A 26,421-nucleotide genomic window follows, 5' to 3' on the forward strand; every position below is an offset into this window, starting at 1 on the left:
AAAACAGCGTTGCGCTACAGTCCTTTGATGCGCTGCTCGTATTCCGCGATGCTCTCGGCGTAGTAGCGGTTAGGCGCCGCAAAGTTGCCCACCATCACTTCGATGAGGTACGGCCCCGGATGTTTCGCCGCGGCGTCGAGGGCTTCGTCCAGATCCTCCAGCGTCTCCGCCTTCGCGGAGGCGACCCCCAGGCTGTTGGCAAACGCTTTCCAGTCATGGCTGGGCAAGGCGGTATAGTCAGCGGAAATGCCGCGATTTTGCAGCGTGTCGATGTGCATGGCGCCGTGCGCGTTGTTGTTCATCACCACGAACACCACCTTCACGCCATAACGCGCGGCGGTCTGAATTTCGATGCCGTGCATCAGCATGCAACCGTCGCCTGTCACCACGACGCAATCCCGCTGCGGTGCCGCCAGCTTGATGCCGATGCCCGCGCAAATGGCCCACCCCATCGGCGCCAGGGAGCTGGAGGTGTGATAATCTCCCCGCCCGGCCGCCAGCCAGTGATGCGCCATGAAGATGCGGTGTGCGCCCGAATCGACCACGACGTTGGTATCCGGATTCATGCGGCTGCGAATGTGTTTAATCGCATCGCCGGGATACAGCCGGCTTTCGCCCTGGGCGATGCGCGCCTGCAACGTCGGCTGCGGCTGTTCCAGCGGCAGTGCGCGAACCCCTTCCAACCAGGCGTCACGCAAGTGAGCCGCGTCGCCAAGCCGCGCGTCCTCATCGCCAACCGCGGCCAACAAACAGTGCAACGTACCGCTCAGGCTGGAAAATATCTGCAGATCCGGCTGGTAATGCGAGCTCACTTTGTCGAAGTCTTCGTCGATCGCCACCAGCGTTTTATTGCCGTGCAGTCTCGGGTTCCAGTTCAGACTGTCGCGCTGGCTGAGATCGCAGCCCAGCACCAGCAGCACGTCGACGCCTTCACCGTTGAGGGTTTCTACCGCGCGGGCATGCCCGGCAAAACCGTAGACCCCTAATGCCAGGGCGTGCCCTTCGGGAAACGCGCCCTTGCCGGACAACGTCGTGGCGACAGGCAAGCGGTATTTTTCCGCTACCCGCAACAACAGCGCGGCATCCTGCGGATTGTTCATCCGGTTGCCCACCAGGCAGGCGACGTTGAGGCCGCGCAGCAGATAATCATGCAGCAGCTGTTCCACCGCTTGCACATCCACGGCCGCTTCACGGTGCTGTGGCACTCGCTCAGGCTGGTCGCGACGATCGCCGAACGCGGTTTTCTTCTGCATGTCGACCGGCACGCTCAGATAGGCGCGCCCTTTCCGCTGTGGGTTCAGACTGGAGAGGCTGCGGCGCAGCTCATGCTGCAAGGTCAGGTTGTTTTTCGTTTCTATCGCGGCGCAAAGCAACGGTTTGACGATGGTCAGCTCATCGATGCCGCTGTTGCTGCCGTCCTGAAAAGCGCCCTGCGCCTCGTGATAGGTGGCGATGCTGCCGGCCAGGTACAGCACGGGGATCTTATCGGCTTGCGCGGCGGCCATCGCCGGCAGGAAATTCATGGTGCCGGGGCCTGAAATGCCCAAGCAGACGCCAAACTTTCGGCTGGCGCGGGCATAGCCATCGGCCATAAATCCGCATGCGGTTTCATGGGCACCGACGATGCCGACAATCTCGGAACGGTCAATAGAAGTGATTAACGGGTAAACCAGTTTGCCGGGGACCAAAAAGATATGTTGAATGCCGCGCGCTGCAAGGCCTTGAATAATGATATCGGCGTTGTTGCGTTCCATCTTCTCGGCGCCTGGCGCCACGGTAACTCTGACTCCGTCCTCCGTCGCCAGCGCAACGGGGGGGCACAGCATCTCTGCGTGAGACTCCATTTTTTTATATCCAGTCATATCATCGTGAGCTAACTTGATTCAGAGTCGATCCCACTTGGCGGTCGCCCAGAAATAACGGGAACCGGCTCTTATTCGTATTGCTTATGCATTAGGGTAGCCTTGGTGTAAAATATGCGTCGGGTCGCAGCATAAGCGCCGATAAGAATAAGCATTACCAGACAAAAATAAAGGTGCAAAACCGCTTCACGGTGATGCATTTATACATATCCTGAAACATTATAAATAATGATGATACGAAGCATTTTTTTCGGTCTCCACACCAGAATAAACACCGCATCACACCGCTTCCTTCCTCCTCCCGCCAGTCTGTACAGAGGAGGTGCGCAATGAACTGGGACGACGCCCGATTTTTTCTCGCCGTTGCGCGCTGCGGCACGCTACGCAAAGCCGCCAGCCAGCTGCATGTCGATCAGGCGACCGTCGGCCGACGGCTCTCCGCTTTCGAAGACGCGCTCGGCTCCAAGCTGTTTATCCGCACGCCGAAATCCTTCGCCCTCAGCCCGCTGGGGGAAGAAATGCTGGCGGACGTGATGAAGATGGAAAATGCGGTGCAGGCGATCAACCGTAAAGCCGCCAGCGGTGACGAAAGCCTGTGCGGCAACGTGCGCATCGCCACTACCGATACCTTGGCCGAAGCCTTCGTGATGCCGGCGCTGCAAGATCTGCGGGAACGCTATCCGGCCATCACCGTCACGCTGCTGACGGCGGTCAACATCGCCGATATTTCTTACCACGGCGCAGATCTGGCGATCCGCGGCGCCCGTCCCGATGACGATGAGCTGATCATCAAACGGTTAGCCACCATCGAAATGGGCCTGTATGCCACTCAGCACTATTTGGCGCGGCGCGGCATGCCGGTCAAAGGCGAGCAGTTGCGCGGCCACGATCTGCTGATGTTCCCGCGCGAGCTGGTGCCGCGCCACTGGAACAATTTCTGCGGCGAGGCTCTGCACGAGCCCAACGTCGTGCTGCAATGCAATTCGCAGCTGCTGCTGCGTTCCGCCACTCGCAGCGGGCTGGGCATCGGCCTGCTCTCCGCTTTTTTGGCGGACAAAGACCCGGAGCTGGTGCGCCTGTTCCCGGAGAACAAAGACTGGGTGGATATCTGGCTAGTGCTGCACCCCGATTTGCAACGCGCCGCCCGCGTGCGGGCGGTGGTGCAGGCGCTGGAAACGTCGTTTAGCGCCCATTACGGCTGAGCGCCGTTTCGCCCATAAAAAAAGGCCGCCGAAGCGACCTTTTTACTGTCTGAAGCGTTATCAGAACGTCGGCTGCGCCATCTGCACCAGCGAAATCAGCGGCTGCGGATAAACACCCAACAGCAGCACCAGCGCGGCGGAGATCAGCACCACGACGCCACCGGCGGTCAACGCCCAGTTGTTCGGGGTGTCGCGCTGCAGCGATTCCGGCGCGCTGAGGAACAGGCTGACGGTCACGCGCAGGTAGTAGTACAGGCCGATGGCGCTGCCTACCACGACTGCGCCGGTCAGCCACCACAGGTGTGCGCTGACGCCCATCGCGATCACGAAGAACTTACCGATAAAGCCCAGCGTCATCGGAATACCGGCCAGCGACAGCATCATCACCGTCATCACCGCAGACAAGATTGGCTTATGCCAGAACAGGCCGCGGTAAGAGAACAGCGAATCCGCATCCGGGCCGCGGTATGGGCTGGACATCAGGCTGACCACGCCGAAGGCGCCCAGGCTGCTGAACAGGTAACCGGCCAGATAAACGCCGGCGGTTTCCAGCGACAGCTGATGGGTTTGCACCGCAATCAGCGCCACCAGCAGGTAGCCCAGGTGAGCGATCGACGAGTAACCCAGCAGACGCTTGATGTTGGTCTGGCTGATGGCCATCAGGTTGCCGAACAAGATAGAACAGAACGCGATGATCGACAGCACCAGGCGCAGCGCTTCGTTGTCGGCGGCCGGGGCATACAGGAACAGACGCATCACGACCGCGAAGATCGCGATCTTGCTGGCGGTCGCCAGGAAGGTCGAAACCGGCGCAGGCGCGCCCTGATACACGTCCGGCGTCCACCGTTGGAACGGCACCAGCGACAGCTTGAAGCCCAGACCGACGATCATCATGCCCATGCCGGCCAGGATCAGCGGCTGGTGCATCATGTTTTCCTGCAGGCTCTTGCCGAGGCCGGCCAGCGACAGATCGCCGGATTCGGCGTACAGCAGCGCCATGCCGAACAGCAAGAACGACGACGCGGCGGCGGACAGCAGCATGTACTTGATGGCGGCTTCCAGCGGGCGCTTCTGGCGATAGGCGTAGCCCACCAGGCCGAACAGCGGCAGCGAGATAAGCTCAATGCCGATGAACAGCGAAGCCAGATGGTTGGCGCTCGCCAGCAGGATGCCGCCCATGGCGGCGATCAGCACCAGCAGGTAGAACTCTTCGCGGTTATCCGGATAGCCGACCAGCCACGGATAGGCGAAGGTGCAGGTCGCCAGACTCGCCAGCAGCACCAGCCCGGTGTAGAACATCGAGTAGCCGTCAACCCGCAGCAGCGGGGTGACGTCCATTGGGCCTGCCTGGCCGACAAAGTACAGCGAAAGCAGCGCCAGGTTGAGACCGATCACGGTCAGGGTGGCGTTGATAAAGTGGTCGCGTCGCCACGCAATGCCTAGCATCACAACCACCACCGTCAATCCGACGATCAACAGCGGCAGCAGTGCGATCAGTTGTTGAGGAGTTATTGTCATGGCGAATTACGGCCTTGTTGTTGAAATTGCTGAAACTGACGAACCAAACCAGTGTTGCACGTTGCTCATCGCCGCGTTGGAAGTATCCAGAATCGGCTGCGGGTAAACCCCCAGCAGAACCAGCAACACCACCAGCAGCAGAATGATGAACAATTCGCGCGCGGTCATGCCCTGCAGCGGCTGGTCTGACTTAGGCGCACCGTAGTAAGCGCGCTGCATCATGATCAGCGAGTAAACCGAAGCGAACACCAGACCGAAGGTGGAGATCACGGTGATCACCGGCACCACCTGGTAGCTGCCGAACAGAATCATGAATTCGCCGACGAAGTTACCGGTACCCGGCATCCCCAGCGTAGCCACGGCGAAGAACAGCGACAGCGCAGGGATGAACTTGATACGCCCCCACAGGCCGCCCATCTGACGCATGTCGCGGGTGTGCAGACGCTCATACAGCTGGCCGCAGATGATAAACATGCCGGCGGCGGACAGACCGTGCGCGATCATCTGGATCACTGCGCCCTGGTAAGCCAGCTGGCTGCCGGTGTAGATGGCGATCAGCACGAAGCCCATGTGCGAGACCGAGGTGTAAGCGATAAGACGCTTGATGTCGGTCTGCGCGAACGCCATCCAGGCGCCGTAGAAGATGCCGACCACGCCCAGCCACATGGCGATTGGCGCAAACTCGTGCGAAGCCTCAGGGAACAGCGGCAGGCTGAAACGCAACAGGCCATAGGCCGCGGTTTTCAGCAAGATGCCCGCCAGGTCGACGGAACCTGCGGTCGGCGCCTGGCTGTGCGCATCCGGCAACCAGCCGTGCAGCGGCACCACCGGCATTTTCACCGCGAAGGCGATGAAGAAGCCCAGCATCAGCAGATATTGCACATTGTGGGACATCGGCGTTTGCAGCAGGTCTTCGTAATCAAAGGTCCACACGCCGGTGGCGTTGTAGTGCACGAACACCAGGCCCAGGATCGCAATCAGCATCACCAGACCGCTGGCCTGGGTGTAGATGAAGAACTTGGTCGCCGCGGTGATGCGGGTTTTACCGTCCGACGCCTTGTGGCCCCACAGCGCGATCAGGAAGTACATCGGCACCAACATCATTTCCCAGAAGAAGAAGAACAGGAACATGTCGATGGCGAGGAACACGCCGATAACGCCGCCCAGGATCCACAGCAGGTTGAGGTGGAAGAAGCCCTGATATTTCTGGATTTCACGCCAGGAACAGAGGATCGCCAGCACGCCCAGCAGACCGGTCAACACCACCATCAGCAGCGACAGACCGTCCAGCGCCAGGTGGATGGAGATGCCGAAGCGCGGGATCCACGGCAGCAGGAATTCGCTCTGCCACTGCGGAATGCCTTTCGGCGTGGTCAATGTATAGCCGCCCTGCATCCACAGCTGCAGAGAGAGCGCCAACGTCAGCCCCATTGCGATCAGCGCTATCCAGCGCGGCACCTTAGTACCGAAGCGCTCAAGCTGCCAGCACAGCAGACCGCCGATAAAGGGGATAAGAATTAGCCAAGGTAATAGCATGGCGTTTTGTGTCCCTTATACGAATAATTTCAAACTTTGTACGTAGCGCCTGCCCGGCGCTACGCCCGAAAAATGCGTCTGTTTAAATTATTCAATTAAACCAAAATCAACAGAGCCAATACGACCACTGCACCCACACCCATAGACGCTATATACCAACGCACCTGGCCGTTCTCGCTCACCGTCAGACCGCGGTTCCCCCAGCGGGAGAAGACGGCCGGCAGGTTCATCAGCGAGTTCAGCGGATCGCGCTGCAGCAGCTTCGCAATGCCCAGGTACGGCTTGACGAACACTTTGTCATACAGCCAGTCGAAGCCCCAGGCATGGAACCACCAGGTCGAGAAGAAACGACCCGGCGCGCTGTTGGCGATGCTGTTGACCAGGCTGCGTTTGCCCAGCCACAGCGCGGCCGCCAGCAGAATGCCGACGATAGCCACCACGCCGGAGGTGATTTCCAGCGTCAGCACGCTGCCGTGCGCCAGTTCGGTCGTCTCCGGCAGCACGCCCTGCAACGGCGGCACGATCATCGCGCCGACGAAGGTGGACAGCACCAGCAGAACCAGCAGCGGCAGGTGGTGAGTGATGCCTTTACCGGCATGCGCTTTGATTTTCTCTTCGCCATGGAACACGATGAAAATCATTCGGAAGGTGTACAGCGAGGTCATGAACGCACCGACCAGGCCGGCAACCATCAGGTTGATGTGGCCGTTAGCCATCGCGCCCGCCAGGATCTCGTCCTTACTGAAGAAGCCGGCCGTGACCAGCGGCAACGCGGACAGCGCCGCGCCACCCACCAGGAAGCAGACGTACACCAGCGGGATGCTCTTGCGCAGACCGCCCATCTTGAAGATGTTTTGCTCGTGGTGGCAAGCCAGGATCACCGAACCGGACGACAGGAACAGCAGCGCCTTGAAGAACGCGTGGGTCATCAGGTGGAAGATCGCCGCGTCCCATGCCTGCACGCCCAGCGCCAGGAACATGTAACCGATCTGGCTCATGGTGGAGTAAGCGAGCACGCGCTTGATGTCGGTCTGCACCAGCGCGGCGAAGCCGGCCAGCAGCAGAGTGACCGCACCGACGATGCCCACCAGGTGCAGCACTTCCGGCGCCATCAGGAACAGGCCGTGCGTGCGGGCGATCAGATAGACGCCCGCGGTCACCATGGTCGCCGCGTGGATCAGTGCGGAAACCGGGGTTGGGCCCGCCATCGCGTCCGCCAACCAGGTTTGCAACGGCAGCTGCGCCGATTTACCGACCGCGCCGCCCAGCAGCATCAGGGTCGCCCAGGTGATGGCCGTATCGCCCACCGCCAGTTTCTGCGGCGCCAGGATCATCAGTTCGCGGATGTTCAGCGTGCCCAGCTCGTTGTAGAGGATGAACAGCGCGAACGCCAGGAACACGTCGCCCACGCGGGTGACGATAAAGGCTTTCATCGCCGCCGCGCCGTTGGCCGGATCTTTGTAGTAGAAACCGATCAACAGGTAGCTGCACAGGCCCACGCCTTCCCAACCCAGATACATCAGCAGCAGGTTGTCCGCCAGCACCAATACCACCATGCTGGCGATAAACAGGTTGGTGTAAGCGAAGAAGCGCGAATAGCCCTCTTCACCGCGCATGTACCAGGAAGCGAACATGTGGATGAAGAAGCCGACGCCGGTGACCACCGACAGCATGGTCAGCGACAGGCCGTCCAGCACCAGGGTCACGCCGATATTGAAGTTGCCGACGGCCATCCAGGTCCACAGGCTTTGCTCGAACAGCTGCACGCCGGCGGCTTTCTGGGCGAAGAAATCCATCGCCACATACACCGTGACCAGCGCAGCCAGGCCAATAGAACCCACGCCGACGGTGGCCGCCGTGTTTTCAGACCAACGACCGCGGGAAAATGCCAACAGCAGGAACCCGATCAGCGGTAGCAGAATTGTTAAATATAATAGGTTCATCCGCGCATCTCACTGACAGTATCAATATTCAGGGTATGACGACGACGGTAGAGCTGCAGCAGCAGCGCCAGGCCGATACTGGCCTCGGCTGCCGCCAGGCTGATCGCCAGGATGTACATCACCTGCCCGTCCGCCTGGCCCCAGTAGCTTCCCGCCACGATAAACGCCAACGCCGCAGCGTTGATCATCACTTCCAGGCTGATCAGCATAAACAGCAGGTTGCGGCGCACCAGCAGCCCGGTCAACCCGAGCACAAACAGGATAGCCGCCAGGATCAGGCCGTGTTGAAGAGGGATCATGCTTGCTCCTCCGATTTTCTTCTCGCCATTTCGCCACCCACCGGCGCGTTGCTCAGCACCTCGCCAGGCTTGTGCTCGCGGCCGATATGGAAGGCGACAACCAGACCCGCCAACAGCAGCATTGAAGCCAGCTCAACCGCCAGTACGTAAGGCCCGAACAGGCTGATGCCCACCGCCTTCGCGTCAACCATCTCACCGCTGATGCCCTGATCGGATACGCTGCGGATCGCAACGATCAATACCACCAGCAGCGCCAGCGACAGCAGGCCAGGCCCGATCCACACCGTCGGCTTCATCCAGTCGCGCTCTTGCTGCTGCACGTTGCCGAGGTTCAGCATCATCACCACGAACACGAACAGCACCATGATGGCGCCCGCATAAACGATGATTTCCAACGCGGCGGCAAAGTAGGCGCCGAGAGAGAAGAAGACTGCCGAGATCGCCAATAACGAGACGATCAGATACAGCAGCGCATGCACAGGGTTGGTATGGGTGATCACGCGAATCGTCGCGGCCACCGCAATCAAACCTGCCAGATAAAATGCAATTTCCATGCTTGCTGGCTCCTTAGGGCAACAGACCTTTGACGTCGATCGGTTTGGCTTCGTTTTCGGCTTCGCCTTTGGCTTTGCCGTCAATCGCCATACCGGCCATCCGGTAGAAGTTATATTCCGGATATTTACCCGGCCCCGAGATCAACAGATCCTCTTTTTCGTACACCAGATCCTGACGCTTGTACTCGCCCAGTTCGAAATCCGGCGTCAGCTGGATAGCGGTAGTTGGGCAAGCCTCTTCGCACAGGCCGCAGAAGATGCAGCGCGAGAAGTTGATGCGGAAGAACTCCGGATACCAACGGCCGTCTTTCTGTTCTGCCTTTTGCAGCGAGATACAGCCGACCGGGCAGGCAACCGCACACAGGTTACAGGCGACGCAGCGCTCTTCGCCGTCCGGATCGCGCGTCAGCACGATGCGGCCGCGGTAGCGCGGCGGCAGGTAAACCGGTTCTTCCGGATACATCTGGGTTTCGCGCTTGGCGAAGGCATGCATGCCAATCATCCAAATGCTGCGCACCTGGGTGCCGAAACCAACCACTAACTCTTTCAATGTCATGGTTTATTCACCCCTTATTGAGCGTTGTACAAAATGACCGCGGCGGTTGCCAGCAGGTTCAGCAGCGTCAGCGGCAGGCACACTTTCCAGCCGAAGGACATCACCTGGTCATAACGCGGACGCGGCAGCGCGGCGCGGATCAGGATGAACATCATCATGAAGAAGGCCGTTTTCAACGCGAACCAGATGAATGGCGGCAGGAACGGACCCTGCCAGCCGCCGAAGAACAACGTCACAATCAGGGCGGACACGGTGACGATACCGATGTATTCCCCCACGAAGAACAGACCGAACTTCATGCCGGAATATTCGATGTGGTAACCGTCAGCCAGTTCCTGCTCGGCTTCCGGCTGGTCAAACGGGTGACGGTGACACACCGCCACGCCGGCGATCGCGAAGGTCACGAAGCCGAAGAACTGCGGAATGACGTTCCAGACGTGCGCCTGAGATTCAACGATGGCCTGCATGTTGAATGAATCCGCCTGCATCACCACGCCCATCAGCGACAGGCCGATGAACACTTCGTAGCTCAGGGTTTGCGCGGAGGCACGCATCGCGCCCAACAGCGAGTATTTGTTGTTGCTCGACCATCCGGCGAACAGCACGGCGTACACCGCCAGGCCGGCCATCATCAGGAAGAACAGAATACCGATGTTGAGATCGGACACCGCCCAGGTCGGGCTGACCGGCACGATGGCAAATGCCAGCAACAGGGAAGTAAAGGCGATCATCGGCGCCAGGGTGAAGATCACCCGGTCGGAGAATCTCGGCACCCAGTCTTCCTTGAAGAACATTTTGATCATGTCGGCGACCAGCTGCAGCGAGCCGCCCCAGCCTACGCGGTTCGGTCCGTAGCGGTTCTGGAACAGGCCGAGCAGACGGCGTTCGCCGAAGCTCATGAACGCCCCGCACGCCACGACCACCAACAGGATCACGACCGCTTTAAGAATGGCGATCAAGATGTCGATCACCTCAGGGGTAAACCAGCTCATCGTGCCGCCTCCCGCAGATTGTCTACCTTAGCACCCACCAAGATCGGCGGGATCCCTGGCAAGCCGAGCGGCAAACCAACCTGGCCCTGGGTCAGGGTTTCACTCAGACGCACCGGCAGACGCAGGGTCTGGCCCGCGCAGTTGAACTCCACCAGGCTGCCCGCGTTGACGCCAAGCGTCGCCGCATCGGCCGGGTTGACCATCACGTAGGCTTCCGGCATGCGCTGCTGGATCACGTGAGAGCGCTGCGACATTTCATCGCTGCCGAACAGGTGGTAGTAAGGTGCGACACGCCAGCCGTCGTTCGGATTGAAGGCGGCAGGCACGCGATCGAAGTAACCGAGGCTGCCCTCCCCCGCTTCGATCAGGCGCACGCCCGGATCGCCGTGGCGCAGTTTGCCGCCCACTTCGGCCTGGAACTTGTTCCATGCCTGCGGTGAGTTCCAGCCTGGCGCCCAGGCGAACGGGATCTGCTGACGATCGGCCAGCGGGCTGTTGTTCCCTTCCATCGAGAAGGCGAACATGGTGTCTTTATCCTGCGGCTGACGCGGCTCGTGCACGCTGATGTTGGCGCGCATGGCGGTACGGCCGCTGGAGCGGTGCGGCGAACGCGCCAGCTTCTGACCGCGAATGCGGAACGTCGCGTCCGGCGCGGCATCGACGATGCCCTGCAGCTGCGGCAACGCGGCGACGCAAGCGGCGATCACGTCATCGAGCTGGGTCCAGTCCACGTGGCGGCTGGTGTAGGTGGAGTGCAGCGAGTGCATCCAGCGCCAGCTTTCCAGCATCACGGTGAACTGATTCTTCTTGGCGTCGTCGTAGTAAGCCGGATCGTACACCTGGAAGAAGCGCTGCGCGCGGCCTTCCTGGTTGATCAGCGTACCGTCGCTCTCGGCGAAGCTGGCCGAGGAGAGGATCAGGTTGGCTTTGTCCATGATCGCGGTGCGCTGGTGGTCGGCGACGATCAGGTTGTTGACCTTGGCCAACGCCGCGTCCACCTGCGCCGCCGGCGCATGACGATAGAGATCGTTTTCCATCACGATGGCGGTGTCGGCTGCGCCGCTCGCCAGCTGTTCCAGCGCCTGATCGAGCGAACCGCCGCCGATCATCGCCAGGCCCATGCTGTTGGCTGCGCCCGCCACGAAGGTGATGCCGACATCGGAACCGCGGCCCTTCAACGCTTTGGCGATGTTGGCCGCCGCTTCGATGATGGCTTCGCTGCCGGCGTTGCTGCCGGTCACGATCAGCGGTTTGCGTGCGCCGGTCAGCGCCTGCACGATGATATCGACTTTCTTGTTCAGGCCTTCTGCCAGATCGTTCACCGCCGGCGCGGCGTTATCCAGCGCGTGAGCGATGGCGAAGCCGAGGCGCGCCTGCTCGTCTACCGGCGCGCGGTAGTTCCAGGCGGCGATGTCGTCCAGGCGGGTGTTGTCGATGTTGGTGGTGAACAGCGGGTATTTGGCGTGCTGGCCGATGTTCTGCACCGCCGCGATCTGCCAGTCGGCAACGCGCTGCGCCGCCGCCATCGCGCGGGCTTTGCCCTTGACGGCCTGACGCACGGACAGCGCGATGCGCGCGCCGGTTTGCGTCAGGTCTTCGCCCAGCACCAGCACCGCGTCGTAATCTTCGATCTCACGCAGCGCCGGCGTATGAACGCCGCCGTTCTTCAGCACGTTCAGCATCAGCGCCAGGCGTGATTGCTCCGCCTGAGCGATACCGGTGTAGTAGTTCTCGGCGCCGACCAGCTCGCGCAGTGCGAAGTTGCTTTCCAGGCTGGCGCGCGGGGAGCCGATGCCGATGGTTTTCTTCGCCTGACGCAGGATGTCCGCCGCGCCCTGCATCGCCTGCTCGGCGTTCAGGGTGATCCAGTCGTCGCCGCGCAGCTGCTGCGGTTGACGCGGACGATCTTTCTGGTTGACGTAGCCGTAACCGAAACGGCCGCGGTCGCACAGGAAGTAGTGGTTCACGCTGCCGTTGTAACGGTTTTCGATACGACGCAGCTCGCCATAGCGCTCGCCCGGGCTGGTGTTACAGCCGATGCTGCACTGCTGGCAAATGCTCGGCGCGAACTGCATGTCCCATTTACGGTTGTAGCGCTCGGAGTGCGTTTTGTCGGTGAATACGCCGGTCGGGCACACTTCCACCAGGTTGCCGGAGAACTCGCTTTCCAGCGTGCCGCTTTCCGGGCGACCGAAGTAGACGTTGTCGTGTGCGCCGTACACGCCGAAGTCGGTGCCGTCCGCATAGTCTTTGTAGTAACGCACGCAGCGGTAGCAGGCGATGCAGCGGTTCATCTCGTGCGAGATAAACGGCCCCAGCTCCTGGTTGTTGTGGGTACGCTTGGTGAAGCGGTAGCGACGGAAGCTGTGGCCGGTCATTACCGTCATATCCTGCAGGTGACAGTTACCGCCTTCCTCACACACCGGGCAATCGTGCGGGTGGTTGGTCATCAACCACTCAACCACGCTTTCACGGAACTGCTTCGCTTCGCCGTCATCGATAGAGATAAAGGTGCCATCGGATGCCGGGGTCATACAGGACATCACCAAACGGCCGCGCGTATCTTCCGCGTTTTGGTATTGCTTTACCGCACATTGGCGGCAAGCGCCGACGCTTCCCAGCGCCGGATGCCAGCAAAAGTAAGGAATATCAAGGCCGAGGGAGAGACAAGCCTGCAGCAGGTTGTCCGCCCCGTCTACCTCATACTCTTTGCCGTCTACATGAATCGTAGCCATAGTCAGCATGCTTCCAAGTGGCCTGCCTTGCGGCAGGCGTTAATCAAAAATTCTGGCCGTGTTCGGGCGAGTCGGCTTACCAGCGTTGCTTCAGCAGATTGTTCGGCTGAATGCCGCCAATCGCATGCGCGTTGCCGAAGTGCTGCACGGCGATACCCGCCTCGAACTCTTCACGGAAATATTTAATCGCGCTTTGCAGTGGCTCTACGGCACCTGGCGCGTGGGCGCAGAAGGTTTTGCCCGGGCCGAGGGAACGGCACAGCTGTTCGAGGGTTTCGATATCCCCCGGCTGCCCTTCGCCGTTTTCCAACGCGCGCAGGATCTTCACGCTCCACGGCAGGCCATCGCGGCAAGGCGTACACCAGCCGCAGGACTCGCGGGCGAAGAACTCTTCCAGGTTGCGCACCAGCGGCACCATGCCGATCTCGTGGTCAACCGCCATCGCCAACGCGGTGCCGAGACGGCTGCCGGCTTTGCCGATCGCGCCGTATTCCATCGGCAGATCGAGGTGATCGGCGGTCAGGAAGTCGGTGCCCGCGCCGCCCGGCTGCCAGGCTTTGAAACGCAGACCGTCGCGCATGCCGCCGGCGTAGTCTTCCAGGATTTCGCGCGCGGTGGTGCCGAACGGCAGTTCCCAGACGCCCGGATTTTTCACCCGGCCGGAGAAGCCCATCAGCTTGGTGCCTTTGTCTTCACTGCCGGAGATGCCGGTGTACCACTCTACGCCGTTCGCCAAAATGGCCGGCACGTTGCACAGCGTTTCGACGTTGTTGACGCAGGTCGGCTTGCCCCAGACGCCGGCGCTGGCCGGGAATGGCGGCTTGGAGCGCGGGTTGGCGCGGCGGCCTTCCAGCGAGTTGATCAGCGCGGTTTCTTCGCCGCAGATGTAACGGCCGGCGCCGGTGTGCACGATCAGCTCGAAATCAAATCCGGTGCCGAGAATGTTCTTGCCCAGATAGCCGGCTTCGGTGGCTTCCGCGATAGCGCGACGCAGGTGCGCCGCCGCTTCGATGTACTCGCCGCGCAGGAAGATGTACCCGCGGTAGGCTTTCAGCGCGAACGCGGAGATCAGCATGCCTTCCACCAGCAGGTGCGGCAGCTGCTCCATCAGCAGGCGGTCTTTGTAAGTGCCCGGCTCCATCTCATCGGCGTTACACAGCAGGTAACGGATGTTCATGGATTCGTCCTTCGGCATCAGGCTCCACTTCAAACCGGTGGAGAAGCCCGCGCCGCCGCGGCCCTTCAGCCCGGAATCTTTCACCAGGCCGACGATCTCGTCCGGGGCCAGGCCTTTGAGGGCCTTCTCTGCGCCGGCATAGCCGTTTTTGCTGCGGTATTCGTCCAGCCACAGCGGCTGCTTGTCATCGCGCAGACGCCAGGTCAGCGGATGCGTTTCGGGAGTGCGTACAATGTGCTTGGTCATTGATACTGCTCCAGTAGCGTCTCGATATCTTCAGGCTTCAGCTGACTGTGAGTGTCCTCGTCAATCATCATGGTCGGCCCTTTATCGCAGTTGCCCAGACAGCAGGTCGGCAACAGCGTGAAGCGGCCATCAAAGGTGGTTTGACCCGGCTTGATGTTCAGCTTCTTCTCGATAGCGGCCTGAATGCCCTGGTAACCGGTGATGTGACAAACAACGCTGTCACAATAACGGATCACGTGACGTCCTACTGGCTGACGGAAAATCTGGCTGTAGAACGTGGCCACGCCTTCTACGTCGCTGGCGGGGATGCCCAGCACTTCCGCGATGGCGTAAATCGCACCGTCCGGAACCCAACCGCGCTGCTTCTGCACAATTTTCAGTGCTTCGATGGACGCGGCGCGCGGATCCTCGTAATGGTGCTTTTCGTGCTCGATCGCATCACGTTCTTCCGCGCTCAGTACAAATGCATCAACGCCGCTCTGAGGAGCGGCTGCGTTGATGGGCTCGAGCGCATCATTGACTGCGTGATTGTCTTTTTGATCATGCATAGTTAGCGGTCCACATCTGACATTACAAAATCGATACTACCCAGATAGACGATCAGGTCTGAAACCAGGCTGCCACGGATGACCGATGGGATCTGCTGCAGGTGCGCAAAGCTCGGCGTACGTACCCGGGTGCGATAGCTCATGGTGCTGCCGTCGCTGGTCAGGTAGTAGCTGTTGATCCCTTTGGTGGCTTCAATCATCTGGAATGATTCGTTGGCTGGCATCACCGGGCCCCAGGAAACCTGCAGGAAGTGGGTGATCAGCGTTTCAATGTGCTGCAGCGTGCGCTCTTTCGGCGGCGGCGTAGTCAGCGGGTGATCGGCCTTGAACGGGCCTTCCGGCATGTTGTTCAGGCACTGTTCGAGGATGCGCAGGCTCTGGCGCAGCTCTTCCACCTTCAGCATCACGCGGGTGTAGCAGTCGCTGGTGCCGTCGCCGACCGGCACTTCGAAGTCGAAGTTCTCGTAGCCGGAGTACGGACGCCATTTACGCACGTCGAACTCCACGCCGGTCGCGCGCAGGCCGGCGCCGGTCACGCCCCACTCCAGCGCTTCTTTGGCGTTGTAAGACGCGACGCCGATGGAGCGGCCTTTCAGGATACTGTTCTTCAGCGCCGCTTTCACGTAGGAGTCCAGACGCTTCGGCATCCAGTCGAGGAATTCACGCAGCAGGCGATCCCAGCCGCGCGGCAGATCGTGCGCGACGCCGCCGATGCGGAACCAGGCCGGGTGCATACGGAAACCGGTGATCGCTTCCACCAGATCGTAGATTTTCTGACGATCGGTAAAGGCGAAGAACACCGGGGTCATCGCGCCGACGTCCTGAATGAAGGTGGAGATGTACAGCAGATGGCTGTTGATGCGGAACAGCTCGGACAGCATCACGCGGATGGTGTCGACGCGCTCGGGCACCTTGATGCCGGCCAGCTTCTCGACCGCCAACACGTAAGGCATTTCGTTCACGCAGCCGCCGAGGTACTCGATGCGGTCGGTGTACGGGATGTAGCTGTGCCAGGATTGACGCTCGCCCATCTTCTCGGCGCCGCGGTGGTGATAGCCGATATCCGGCACGCAGTCGACGATCTCTTCGCCGTCCAGCTGCAGAATGATGCGGAACGCACCGTGCGCGGACGGGTGGTTCGGGCCGAGGTTGAGGAACATGAAGTCTTCGTTCTCGGTGCCGCGCTTCATGCCCCAGTCTTCCGGCTTGAAGGTCAGCGCTTCCATTTCCAGATCTTCTTTCTGCTTGGTCAGCACGAAAGGATCGAATTCAGTGGCGCGCGCCGGGTAGTCCTTGCGCAGCGGGTGCCCTTCCCAGGTCTGCGGCATCATGATGCGCGACAGGTGCGGGTGGCCGTCGAAGGTGATGCCGAACATTTCCCAGGTTTCGCGCTCGTACCAGTTGGCGTTCGGGAACACCTTGGTCGCCGTCGGCACGTGCAGGTCTTTTTCAGACAGCGCCACCTTCAGCATGATGTCGCGGTTGCGCTCGATGGAGATCAGATGGTAGAAAACGGAGAAATCCGCAGCGGGCAGGCCGTCGCGGTGGGTGCGAAGGCGTTCATCCACGCCATGCAGATCGAACAGCATGACATACGGCTTCGGCTGTTTTCTCAGGAACGTCATTACTTCCAGTAACTGGTCAGGTTTAACCCATACCACGGGCATGCCGGTACGAGTGGCCTGAACAGTAAAGGCTTCCGGCCCAAAACGGTTGCGCAGTTCGCCGATCACCGGGTCGTCAAGGTGATCTCGGGTCTGCCAGGCAGGCAAGGCGTCGTGCGTCGTCAAATCTGTCATAATTTTTTTTCACCACACTAAAGGGTTATTCGCCGCAAGTTTCACTTTTCGCTGTGTTAACCAATAGCGCACTAAGATGGACGTTAAATGAACGTCTTAAATCTCGTCAGGCGTCCGGAGGTTGGTCACCGCGATGCGCTCGCCGTGTTTACGCTCTCTTTCAGACTGCATATTGGCGCGGTAAACGCCCTGATCGCCGACAACCCACGACAGCGGGCGACGTTCTTTGCCGATGGATTCCTGCAGCAGCATCAGCGCTTGCATGTAGGCTTCCGGACGCGGTGGGCAGCCGGGAATGTACACGTCGACCGGCAGGAACTTGTCCACGCCCTGCACCACGGAATAGATGTCGTACATGCCGCCGGAGTTGGCGCAGGCGCCCATCGAGATCACCCACTTAGGCTCCAGCATCTGCTCGTACAGGCGCTGGATGACCGGGGCCATTTTGGTGAAGCAGGTCCCGGCTACCACCATCAGGTCAGCCTGACGCGGGGAGGCGCGCAACACTTCCGCACCGAAACGCGCCACGTCGTGAACGGCGGTAAACGACGTCACCATCTCCACGTAACAGCACGAAAGGCCGAAGTTATACGGCCAAATAGAGTTTTTACGCCCCCAGTTCACCATGTCATGCAGCGCATGTTCGAGTTTACCCATGTAAACCGTGCGGTGAACCTGTTGTTCCAGGGGATCGGCGACGATCTCCTGTTTTTGCAGGGGATAACGGTCGTTCTCACCGTTCGGGTCTATGCGGGTGAGCGTATAGTCCATCTTAATGCCTCGCTGTTACTGCGGATGACTGTTGGTGTTAGTGATCGTGCTCGGTTTGCTGCGGCGTTGGGAACGCGCCGGAGTCCAATCCAACGCGCCGATGCGCACCAGATAAACCAGACCGGCCAATAGCACCAAAATGAAAATGGCGGCTTCGATAAAGCCCACCCAGCCGCTCTCGCGAATCGAGACCGACCAGGCATACAGGTATAAGGCTTCAACGTCGAAAATAACGAAGAACATGGCCACCAGGTAGAACTTGGCGGACAAGCGCATGCGCGCCGTGCCGACCGAGTCGATGCCTGATTCAAACGGGGTGTGTTTGGCGCGCGCCCGGGCTCTCCCGCCCAAGAAGAACGCACCCAGCAGCATTAAGCCGCAAAGCCCGATAGCCACGACGAGAAATACGGCGAGCGCCCAGTGATGAGCGATAACTTCAGTGGTTGTTGACATACTCTATGCTTACTCATCAAAAGTGGCGTCGATCGCACTGCTCTTGTCACCGGCAGTTAGTGCGCCACATCGATTTAAGGGAAGGATAAATAACCACACAAACAAACTGCTTTTACAGCGAGTTAGGCAGCGTTTTTCTGTGGGCTTTTTACTCCTTTCTATAACCTTTTGTCAACTTTGACAAAAGTATCTACACACTAGTTTACATACGTATCATTTGATTAACATTTGATGCGCCAGGGACAGGCTAAATCGTGTCAGTTAATTTTTGTGTAGAAACAGATAGATATAAACCAACATGCACATTTCAGTTTTACTATACCATTGTCTCAGGAATTCCCTGTTCTTCCACTCACTACCTAGGGGTATTTTTTTGATCCAGGACACGTTTTCAGCATAAATCCTCAAAAAAAGTGTGGCCCTTTAACAATTTTCCTCAAATTAAGCCGCAAAAACGACCGCCATAAGCTAACAAAATAACCCTGCTATTACCATGCCTTTAACTCATTCAATCTTATTGTGCAAAAAACGAACCCAGCATCTTAAATCCGGTCAAACTCTCTTTTCAGCAACGCTTAAAAGTTAATAAAACAGACGACTCATAACAAAATCATACTTAAACCTCTATAACAGTAGAAATCATCAAAAAACGGCCAAAAAAAACCTCCGCCGAAGCAGAGGTTTTTCATCAGATATCACGCCGCGGCGTTATTCTTCTTCGTCCACCAGGCTGGCATCATCCTGATCGCTCTGGAGACCGGCTTCCGCGCCGTTGAAGCCATAGCCGTCATCGCCGCCCTGCATCGCGCTGAAGATGGCCATGGCCAGTTCGTTGCTGCACTGCGCGTTTTTGCACAGCACATACTGGGTATCCGGCAGCGGCGGCAAACCTTCCACCGCGCCCAGCACCCGCAGATCGGGGCTCATCATCTCGATCGGCCGCGCGGTCACGCCCAGGCCGGCCTTACAGGCCGCCCGCACCGCGGACAGCGTGGAGGCGACGTAGGCGATACGCCACGGGATACCGGCTTCGTCCAACTGTTTGATCGCCAGCGCGCGGAACGGGCTTGGTTCATCCATCACCACCAGCGGGATAGGTTCGCCGGCCTGATAGTGATAATCGGCAGCGCAGTACCACAGCGTCGGCGACGTGCGCAGCACGATGTGCGGGTGCCCGGCCGGATCGGCCGTGGTCACCGCCAGATCGATCTCCCCCTCTTCCAGCAGATCGACCATCGTCGTGCTGCGCTTTACGCGCACATCAATGGCCAGCTTCGGATAAATGGCGGTCACGCGGTTCAACAAGAAAGGCAGAATGGTATCGGCGGTGTCGTCGGAAGCGCCGATGGTCAGAACACCTTTAATATTGTTGTACATCAGCGAGGTACAGGCTTCGTCGTTAAAGCGCAGGATCTTCCTGGCATAACCGAGAAGCTGAATACCATGCTCAGTCAGGAGTTTGTTGCGCCCATGGCGGGCAAACAGTTCTTTGCCGACCAGTTGCTCTAATCGCTGCATTTGTTGGCTGACGGCTGATTGCGTACGGCAAACGGCAACAGCCGCCGCCGCGAAGGTATTCAAATCAGCAACCGCAACAAAGGTTCTTAGCAGATCGAGGTCGAGATTAAGTATCGGACGATTTGCAGTTGTCATAGTGTATTCTTCACTTTTTTAAATTCTAATTTACGAACTACTACCCTGGTGTGTTTCTCAGACGCCGTTGAAAAGGACGGAGCCTGTTATGACAGTACCCCACTCATAAGTGGAGGGCAAAAAAATTACTTATGATTCGTTACCTCTATCGCTTTTTAAAATGCGATCTATCGATGGTGCTTATAGAACGCGGGGGACTGAATACCGGTGGGAAGGGAAAACCCCCACCGAACCTGAGATTTTACTCATTGATACTGCCTAATTTCCACTCCATTCGTGCTACTGAGAATCCTTATCAACCGGCGTTCAGGCTGCATTACAGAGTAAGAAAAATAAATAATTAACGGCACCAACGTCGTGTTATCACTCAATGAATTTAATAAATTCAATCAGTAAGATTTTTACTTTAAATAATAATCCTATAACCACATAAACAATGCTTAAGCTGAAATATAAAGTAAAGCTAATGTAAATATGCCATTTTTTTAGTGTGGTGCGCTAACCGGCAACCCGCTATCAGACAACTCCGGTATTATCGTTCCTTTACAGTTTATTGAAGCCTATTCTCACTTTCGGCTTATCAGTTCACTGCTGCCGGCCGCGATCGCCGACACGTCTCGTTTATCGACACGTGATTTTACAGAACAAAACCCTAGTAAAATTATAGTTCATGAAATTATGAACCACAAAATAACTTTACCTTTGCTTATCATAACTAAAATCCCCCGTTACGACATGCATTTGCACCAAAGGCGTGCAAAACCCTTCAAAAGCAACTACGCCAGGAGTACATTGGGCGGGTTGCGGCGTCCCACGGTAGGAGCGCCCCTATCCCAGCAAAAGGCTCAACTTTTTATGTCCCCCATTGAGAAATCCAGCAAACTGGACAACGTCTGCTATGACATTCGCGGCCCGGTGCTTAAAGAAGCTAAACGTCTTGAAGAAGAAGGCAACAAAGTCCTGAAACTGAACATCGGCAACCCTGCCCCGTTCGGTTTCGACGCCCCGGACGAAATCCTGGTCGACGTGATCCGCAATCTGCCCACGGCGCAAGGCTACTCCGACTCCAAGGGCCTCTTCTCGGCGCGTAAAGCGATCATGCAGCACTATCAGGCGCGCAACATGCGTGACGTGACCGTTGAGGATATCTACATTGGCAACGGCGTCTCGGAGCTGATCGTTCAATCCATGCAGGCGCTGCTCAACAGCGGCGACGAAATGCTGGTGCCGGCGCCGGACTACCCGTTGTGGACCGCCGCGGTCTCGCTGTCCGGCGGCAAAGCCGTGCACTATCTGTGCGATGAGCAGGCCGGCTGGTTCCCGGATCTGGACGACATCATCAGCAAGATCACCCCGCGCACCCGCGGCATCGTGATCATCAACCCGAACAACCCAACCGGCGCGGTGTACAGCAAAGCGCTGCTGGAACAGATCGTCGAGATCGCCCGTCAACACAACCTGATCATCTTCGCCGACGAGATCTACGACAAGATCCTGTACGACGAAGCGGAGCACCACTCTATCGCCGCGCTGGCGCCGGATCTGCTGACCGTGACCTTCAACGGCCTGTCGAAGACCTACCGCGTGGCGGGCTTCCGCCAGGGCTGGATGGTGCTGAACGGGCCGAAAAAGCACGCCAAAGGCTATATCGAAGGGCTGGAGATGCTGTCTTCGATGCGCCTGTGCGCCAACGTGCCGATGCAGCACGCCATTCAGACCGCGCTGGGCGGTTATCAAAGCATCAGCGAATTCATTCAGCCCGGCGGCCGTCTGTACGAACAGCGCAACCGCACCTGGGAACTGCTCAATGACATTCCGGGCGTCTCATGCGTGAAGCCGCAGGGCGCGCTGTACATGTTCCCGCGCATCGATGCCAAACGCTTCAATATCCATGACGACCAGAAGCTGGTGCTGGATCTGTTGCTGCAGGAAAAAGTGCTGCTGGTGCAGGGGACCGCATTCAACTGGCCCTACCCGGATCATGTGCGCATCGTCACCCTGCCGCGCGTAGACGAGCTGGAAATGGCGGTCGGCAAGCTGGGCCGCTTCCTTGAAGGCTACCATCAGTAATCGCCTGGGGCGCAGCGCCTTGCTGCGCCCTTCTCTCATTGCCCGGTTGCAAAATTCGCCGTCACTGCTTCACAATGGGGGCCTCACTTGCCGTTAAAGAGAGCACCATGAGCCAGAGCCATTTCTTCGCCCATCTGTCCCGCTTGAAACTGATCAACCGCTGGCCACTGATGCGCAACGTGCGCACCGAGAACGTCTCCGAACACAGTCTGCAGGTGGCTTTTGTCGCCCACGCGTTAGCGGTGATCAAGAACCGCAAGTTCAACGGCAATCTCAACGCCGACCGGGTTGCGCTGCTGGCGATGTATCACGACGCCAGCGAAGTGATCACCGGCGACATGCCGACGCCGATCAAGTACTACAATCCGCAGATCGCCCACGAGTACAAGAAGATCGAAAAGATCGCCCAGCAAAAGCTGCTGGACATGATCCCCGCGGAACTGCGCAACGATTTCCGCACCATTCTCGATGAGCACTATTACAGCGAAGATGAAAAGCAGGTGGTAAAGCAGGCGGACGCATTATGCGCCTACCTGAAATGCCTGGAGGAGCTGTCTGCCGGTAACAACGAATTTACCCTGGCCAAGGTGCGGCTGGATAAAACCCTGGAACAGCGCCGCAGCCCGGAAATGGACTACTTCATGGAAGTGTTCATTCCCAGTTTCAGTCTGTCATTGGACGAAATCAGCCTCGACAGCTCGCTGTAACCCCGCCGGCGCAGCCTCGTTGCGCCGTTAAAAATCGTAGAGCCACGGCACCACAATCACGCTGACCGCCATCACCAACAGGGTGAACGGCACGCCGAGCCGCACGAAATCGCCGAACTTGTAATTGCCCGGCCCCAGCACCAGCGTATTGACCGGTGAAGAAACCGGCGTCATAAAGGCGGCGGACGCGGCGACGGCGATAATCATCGCGAACGGGTATGGCGATACCCCCATTTCGCGCGCGGCGGCGATGGCGATCGGCGCCATCAGCACTGCCGTCGCGGTATTGGAAATAAACAGGCCGATGGTGGCGCACAAGACGAACAGGCACAGCAGCATCACGCGCGGCCCCGCGCCGCCGGCGATGTCCATCAGCCCGCTGACGATCAGATCCACCCCGCCGGTCTTTTGCAGCGCCTGCGCGAACGGCATCATGCCGACGATCAAAATAATGCTCGGCCAATGGATCGATTTATAGGCGCTCTCCATATCGATGCAGCGGAACTTGCCCATCAGCAAACAGGCGATCAGCGCCGCGATCGGGTTGGGGATTTCGTCGGTCAGCATCATCGCCACCATCAGCGCCAGGCAAAACAGCGCATGCGGCGCCTGCGTGATGGCCGGCGCCACTTCGTCCACCTCGGCCGGCAGATTGAGCACGATAAAGTCGTGGGTTTTGGCCTGCAGCTGACGAATCGCCTTCCAATCGCCGATCACCAGCAAGATGTCGCCCAGTTCCAGCGGCTCGTCCACCAACTTGCCGCCCAGCGTCTCGCCGTGGCGGCGGATGCCCACCACGTTCAGATCGTAACGGCTGCGGAACGCCGCTTCGCGCAGGCTTTTGCCCAGCAGCGCCGAGTCCGGGATCAGCGACACCTCCGCCATGCCGACGTTGCGCGACTGTTCCGAGAAGTAATCGCCGCGCAGCACCATCGGCTCCAGCCGCTGCTCGCCGCAGAATTCGCGCAGATCGACCTGGCTGTCCGACATGTCGATCAAGAGGACGTCGCCCTCGCGCAGTTCGGTGTTGCCGGAGGCGCTGACCATCACCCGCCGGAAGCGTTTCCAGCGCTCGATGCCCACCACGTTGGCGCCATAGCGCGCGCGCAGGTGCAGCTCGTCCAGCGAACGCCCGATCAGCGGCGAAGCGCTACGGACAGCCAACCGCCGCGCGCGGCCGGTCAGCTTGTAATCGCGGATCAGGTCACGGAAGGTGCGGCGCTGCCAGTCGTCGCCGGCTTTGCCCGTGTCGCCGCTGCCCAGCCAACGCCGGGCAATCAGCATGTAACCGACGCCCAGCGCCAGCACCGCCAGGCCAATGGGCGTCACGCTGAAGAAACCGAAACCATGGATGCCTTCACGCACCAGTTCGCTGTTGACCACCATGTTGGGCGGCGTGGCCACCAGCGTCATCATGCCGCTGATCAGCCCGGCGAAGCTGAGCGGCATCATCAGCCGCCCCGGCGCGATCTTCATTCTCGCCGTCACGCTGAGCACCACCGGGATAAAGATCGCCACCACGCCGGTCGAGCTCATAAATGCCCCCAATCCGGCGACCGTCACCATCAGCAGCATCAACATTTTGGTTTCGCTGCTGCCGGCCACTTTCACCAGCCAGTCGCCCACCTGATAAGCCACGCCGGTGCGCACCAGCCCTTCGCCGATCACGAACAGCGCGGCGATCAAAATCACATTGGGATCGCTGAAACCGACCGTCGCCTCCTGCAAGCTGAGCGTGCCGCTCAGCACGAAAGCGATGATCACCAACAGCGCCACCACGTCCATCCGCAGCTTGTTGGTGGTAAACAGCACGATGGCAATCAGCAGTAAACTCAGCACCCACAGTAATTCGCTGTTCAAAACGGCCTCATCCGGCAAATGTCCAAGGGTCTAAAAAATAGCATAAAAAAACCCCGCCGAAGCGGGGTCTAATCAATTAGGGTGAAGATCATGCCGCTTAAACCAGCCGGCGAACGATCGCGCCCTGCGCCGTTTTATCGACGGCGATCTGCGCCAGCGAATCCAGCCGCAGGTCGACCTGCTCCAGCTTCGGCGCATCGGCCGGGGCGTTGACCGCAATCACCTGGCAACCCGCCGCCAGGCCGGAGAGAATGCCGGCCGGCGCGTCTTCGACCACTACGCACTCGTGCGGCGCCAGCCCCAGGCGCTCGGCGCCCAGCAGATAGGCGTCGGGCTGCGGCTTGCCATGTTTAACCTGCTCGGCGGTGATGAACACCGCCGGCTGCGGCAAACCGCCGGCCTGGCGGCGAGCGCCGGCCACCGGCACCGAACCGGAGGTGACGATCGCCCAAGGGATGCCGAGCGCGTTCAGGCGCTCCAGCAACGCAATCGCGCCCGGCAGCGCGCGAACGCCATCGGTATCCTGCGCTTCCACCTGCTCCAGCAATTGGAATTCGCGCTGAATTTCCGCTTCGCTTTCGCCCGGCATAAAATGGCGCAGAGAAGTAATGGCCTGTTTACCGTGAATGAAGTCCAGCACCGCTTGCGGGTCGACGCCGCGGCGCTCGGCCCAGTGCGTCCAGGCGCGCTCTACCGCCGGCAGCGAATCCACCAGGGTGCCATCAAGATCGAACAGAAAACCCTTACACTCCACAGAAAACCTCTTCTTAATCAAGCATTGATGATTTGCGCTATCTCAACGGCGCTCAAGTGATACTGGCGCGGACAGGCCAACCAGATCGCCAGCATACGCTGGTATTTTTCCCACATTTTGGTCTGGGCGTTAAAACCGTGGCTGCCGGAATCAAAGTGAGTATAGCGCCCCTCGGTGCTGACCAGGAAACGCACGTAACTCAGGTAGCGCGCCTCGGTCGCGGCGTCGAAGCCGAGGAACGCCAGGCGGCGCTCGTCCAGATCCTGCTTCTCTTTCAGGTTGCCCCAGGAAACCTGCAGCGCATGATGCATTTCCATCACGTTGATGATGGTTCGGCACACCTCTTCGCTCAGTTCGCCGAAGTCGCGATCCAGCTCGCGCATTTGCAAACCGAAGCCGCGTTCGACGATGGTTTGCAACCGGCGATAACGATCGCCGTTGTCCGGATCGAGCAAGGTCATCATCTTGTACTGATTCGACAGGATCAGCCGCTGGGCGTTGGTCATTTCCATCAGGATTTCCTCATTTCTGTGTGATGGCGGGAGCATCGCACAGCGCAAGAACGCAGGAAATCACAACTCGACCGTTCTTTGATTTAAACCGGGGTTATTGGCGCTTAGACGAAAAAGGCCGCACAACGCGGCCTTTTTTCATTTACAGATCGTCGAGGAAGGTTTTGTCCAGCTGCTTGAAGGCGCGCTTGAGCAAATCAGCCAACGTCTGATAGGTCGGCGTGCCTTCGAGCGGCGCCACCGCCTGTCCGGCTTCCGTCAGCTTGTTGCGCACCTCATGGAACCATTGCAGCAGCGTCGGCGGCAGCGGCGTGACCGAACGGCGCCCCAGCCACCACAAGCCCTGCATCGGCAGGCTGCAGGCGAACAGCGCGGTGGCGATCGCCGGGCCCAGTTGGCCGCCGAGCGCGATCTGCCAGGTCAGCGTGAAAATCGCCAACGGCGGCATGAAACGGATAGCGAAACGGGTGGCACGCGCAACGCGGTTCTCCGGAAAGACCGGTGCCAGACGTTTGTCTGACGGCCAGGTTTTCATATAATGCTGCCCGCGCTGGAAGACCTGAAACCAGCTTACGGAACCGGACGGTTTGCTCGTCATTGCGTACCTCAACGTCACGTAAAGAAACTAAAAGCGTGCTGCCAGAGACCATACTAAAAAATTTGAAGCTTTAAAT

22 protein-coding genes are annotated in these 26,421 nt (G+C 59.1%); 3 read left to right on the plus strand and 19 right to left on the minus strand.

The window, feature by feature from the left end:
• Positions 1 to 14 precede the first annotated feature (14 nt).
• Complete coding sequence (locus IT763_RS16030; protein ID WP_028127746.1) at positions 15 to 1,844, minus strand: thiamine pyrophosphate-binding protein; 1,830 nt, start codon at positions 1,842 to 1,844, stop codon at positions 15 to 17.
• 347 nt (positions 1,845 to 2,191) lie between these two features.
• Here IT763_RS16030 and IT763_RS16035 point away from each other — a divergent pair, with 347 nt between their 5' ends.
• Positions 2,192 to 3,064 (plus strand): LysR family transcriptional regulator, encoded by an 873-nt coding sequence (locus tag IT763_RS16035; RefSeq protein ID WP_004935995.1) that lies wholly within the window; start codon positions 2,192 to 2,194, stop codon positions 3,062 to 3,064.
• Positions 3,065 to 3,124: 60 nt separating this feature from the next.
• On the opposite strand, the gene nuoN is transcribed toward IT763_RS16035, so the two are convergent.
• The 14 genes from nuoN to lrhA all read right to left on the minus strand — a co-directional run bounded on the left by nuoN (position 3,125) and on the right by lrhA (position 19,844).
• Positions 3,125 to 4,582, minus strand: coding sequence for an NADH-quinone oxidoreductase subunit NuoN (gene nuoN / locus IT763_RS16040; protein WP_206194835.1), 1,458 nt, complete (start codon positions 4,580 to 4,582; stop codon positions 3,125 to 3,127).
• 6 nt (positions 4,583 to 4,588) lie between these two features.
• Positions 4,589 to 6,118: an NADH-quinone oxidoreductase subunit M gene (gene nuoM / locus IT763_RS16045; RefSeq protein ID WP_004936002.1), complete on the minus strand. Its 1,530-nt coding sequence runs from the start codon at positions 6,116 to 6,118 to the stop codon at positions 4,589 to 4,591.
• A 95-nt stretch (positions 6,119 to 6,213) separates the two neighbouring features.
• Complete coding sequence (gene nuoL, locus IT763_RS16050) at positions 6,214 to 8,061, minus strand: NADH-quinone oxidoreductase subunit L (protein WP_015378577.1); 1,848 nt, start codon at positions 8,059 to 8,061, stop codon at positions 6,214 to 6,216.
• The gene (nuoK, locus tag IT763_RS16055; protein WP_004936014.1) at positions 8,058 to 8,360 is read right to left on the minus strand and encodes an NADH-quinone oxidoreductase subunit NuoK; all 303 of its coding nucleotides are present in this window, start codon (positions 8,358 to 8,360) and stop codon (positions 8,058 to 8,060) included. Before nuoK ends, nuoL begins: the two co-directional genes overlap by 4 nt.
• Entirely contained in the window at positions 8,357 to 8,914 is a 558-nt protein-coding gene (gene nuoJ / locus IT763_RS16060; protein WP_004936018.1) for an NADH-quinone oxidoreductase subunit J, read from the minus strand. Before nuoJ ends, nuoK begins: the two co-directional genes overlap by 4 nt.
• A 13-nt stretch (positions 8,915 to 8,927) precedes the next feature.
• A complete protein-coding gene (gene nuoI / locus IT763_RS16065) occupies positions 8,928 to 9,470 on the minus strand; it encodes an NADH-quinone oxidoreductase subunit NuoI (RefSeq protein ID WP_025160170.1) in 543 nt (180 codons plus the stop codon).
• A gap of 14 nt (positions 9,471 to 9,484) precedes the next feature.
• Positions 9,485 to 10,462, minus strand: coding sequence for an NADH-quinone oxidoreductase subunit NuoH (gene nuoH / locus IT763_RS16070; protein ID WP_004936022.1), 978 nt, complete (start codon positions 10,460 to 10,462; stop codon positions 9,485 to 9,487).
• Positions 10,459 to 13,197: an NADH-quinone oxidoreductase subunit NuoG gene (nuoG, locus tag IT763_RS16075; protein WP_206194836.1), complete on the minus strand. Its 2,739-nt coding sequence runs from the start codon at positions 13,195 to 13,197 to the stop codon at positions 10,459 to 10,461. Before nuoG ends, nuoH begins: the two co-directional genes overlap by 4 nt.
• Positions 13,198 to 13,273: 76 nt before the next feature.
• Positions 13,274 to 14,620: an NADH-quinone oxidoreductase subunit NuoF gene (gene nuoF / locus IT763_RS16080; protein ID WP_015378579.1), complete on the minus strand. Its 1,347-nt coding sequence runs from the start codon at positions 14,618 to 14,620 to the stop codon at positions 13,274 to 13,276.
• Positions 14,617 to 15,168, minus strand: coding sequence for an NADH-quinone oxidoreductase subunit NuoE (gene nuoE, locus IT763_RS16085; protein WP_004936034.1), 552 nt, complete (start codon positions 15,166 to 15,168; stop codon positions 14,617 to 14,619). The genes nuoF and nuoE overlap by 4 nt, the downstream gene beginning before the upstream one ends.
• Before the next feature lie 2 nt (positions 15,169 to 15,170).
• A complete protein-coding gene (gene nuoC / locus IT763_RS16090; protein ID WP_004936036.1) occupies positions 15,171 to 16,967 on the minus strand; it encodes an NADH-quinone oxidoreductase subunit C/D in 1,797 nt (598 codons plus the stop codon).
• A 96-nt stretch (positions 16,968 to 17,063) separates the two neighbouring features.
• Positions 17,064 to 17,738 (minus strand): NADH-quinone oxidoreductase subunit B family protein, encoded by a 675-nt coding sequence (locus tag IT763_RS16095; protein WP_004936039.1) that lies wholly within the window; start codon positions 17,736 to 17,738, stop codon positions 17,064 to 17,066.
• A 15-nt stretch (positions 17,739 to 17,753) separates the two neighbouring features.
• The gene (nuoA, locus tag IT763_RS16100) at positions 17,754 to 18,191 is read right to left on the minus strand and encodes an NADH-quinone oxidoreductase subunit NuoA (RefSeq protein WP_004936040.1); all 438 of its coding nucleotides are present in this window, start codon (positions 18,189 to 18,191) and stop codon (positions 17,754 to 17,756) included.
• Positions 18,192 to 18,899: 708 nt separating this feature from the next.
• The gene (lrhA, locus tag IT763_RS16105; protein ID WP_079450293.1) at positions 18,900 to 19,844 is read right to left on the minus strand and encodes a transcriptional regulator LrhA; all 945 of its coding nucleotides are present in this window, start codon (positions 19,842 to 19,844) and stop codon (positions 18,900 to 18,902) included.
• 855 nt (positions 19,845 to 20,699) lie between these two features.
• Here lrhA and IT763_RS16110 point away from each other — a divergent pair.
• A complete protein-coding gene (locus tag IT763_RS16110) occupies positions 20,700 to 21,914 on the plus strand; it encodes a pyridoxal phosphate-dependent aminotransferase (protein ID WP_206194837.1) in 1,215 nt (404 codons plus the stop codon).
• A gap of 107 nt (positions 21,915 to 22,021) precedes the next feature.
• Positions 22,022 to 22,621, plus strand: coding sequence for a 5'-deoxynucleotidase (yfbR, locus tag IT763_RS16115; RefSeq protein WP_206194838.1), 600 nt, complete (start codon positions 22,022 to 22,024; stop codon positions 22,619 to 22,621).
• 27 nt (positions 22,622 to 22,648) lie between these two features.
• Here the strand turns inward: yfbR and IT763_RS16120 are convergent, their stop codons facing one another.
• The 4 genes from IT763_RS16120 to yfbV all read right to left on the minus strand — a co-directional run bounded on the left by IT763_RS16120 (position 22,649) and on the right by yfbV (position 26,345).
• Positions 22,649 to 24,481, minus strand: a complete 1,833-nt coding sequence (locus tag IT763_RS16120) for an SLC13 family permease (RefSeq protein ID WP_241005479.1) — start codon at positions 24,479 to 24,481, stop codon at positions 22,649 to 22,651.
• A 97-nt stretch (positions 24,482 to 24,578) separates the two neighbouring features.
• Positions 24,579 to 25,235, minus strand: coding sequence for a sugar phosphatase (locus IT763_RS16125; protein ID WP_016926899.1), 657 nt, complete (start codon positions 25,233 to 25,235; stop codon positions 24,579 to 24,581).
• A 17-nt stretch (positions 25,236 to 25,252) separates the two neighbouring features.
• Complete coding sequence (locus tag IT763_RS16130) at positions 25,253 to 25,747, minus strand: YfbU family protein (RefSeq protein WP_016926898.1); 495 nt, start codon at positions 25,745 to 25,747, stop codon at positions 25,253 to 25,255.
• Between the two features lie 142 nt (positions 25,748 to 25,889).
• Entirely contained in the window at positions 25,890 to 26,345 is a 456-nt protein-coding gene (gene yfbV, locus IT763_RS16135) for a terminus macrodomain insulation protein YfbV (RefSeq protein WP_004936061.1), read from the minus strand.
• Between the last annotated feature and the right edge of the window lie 76 nt (positions 26,346 to 26,421).

It is taken from the genome of Serratia sp. CMO1 (genome assembly GCF_015689115.1).
In the GTDB taxonomy this organism is placed as follows: Bacteria; Pseudomonadota; Gammaproteobacteria; order Enterobacterales; family Enterobacteriaceae; genus Serratia; species Serratia marcescens.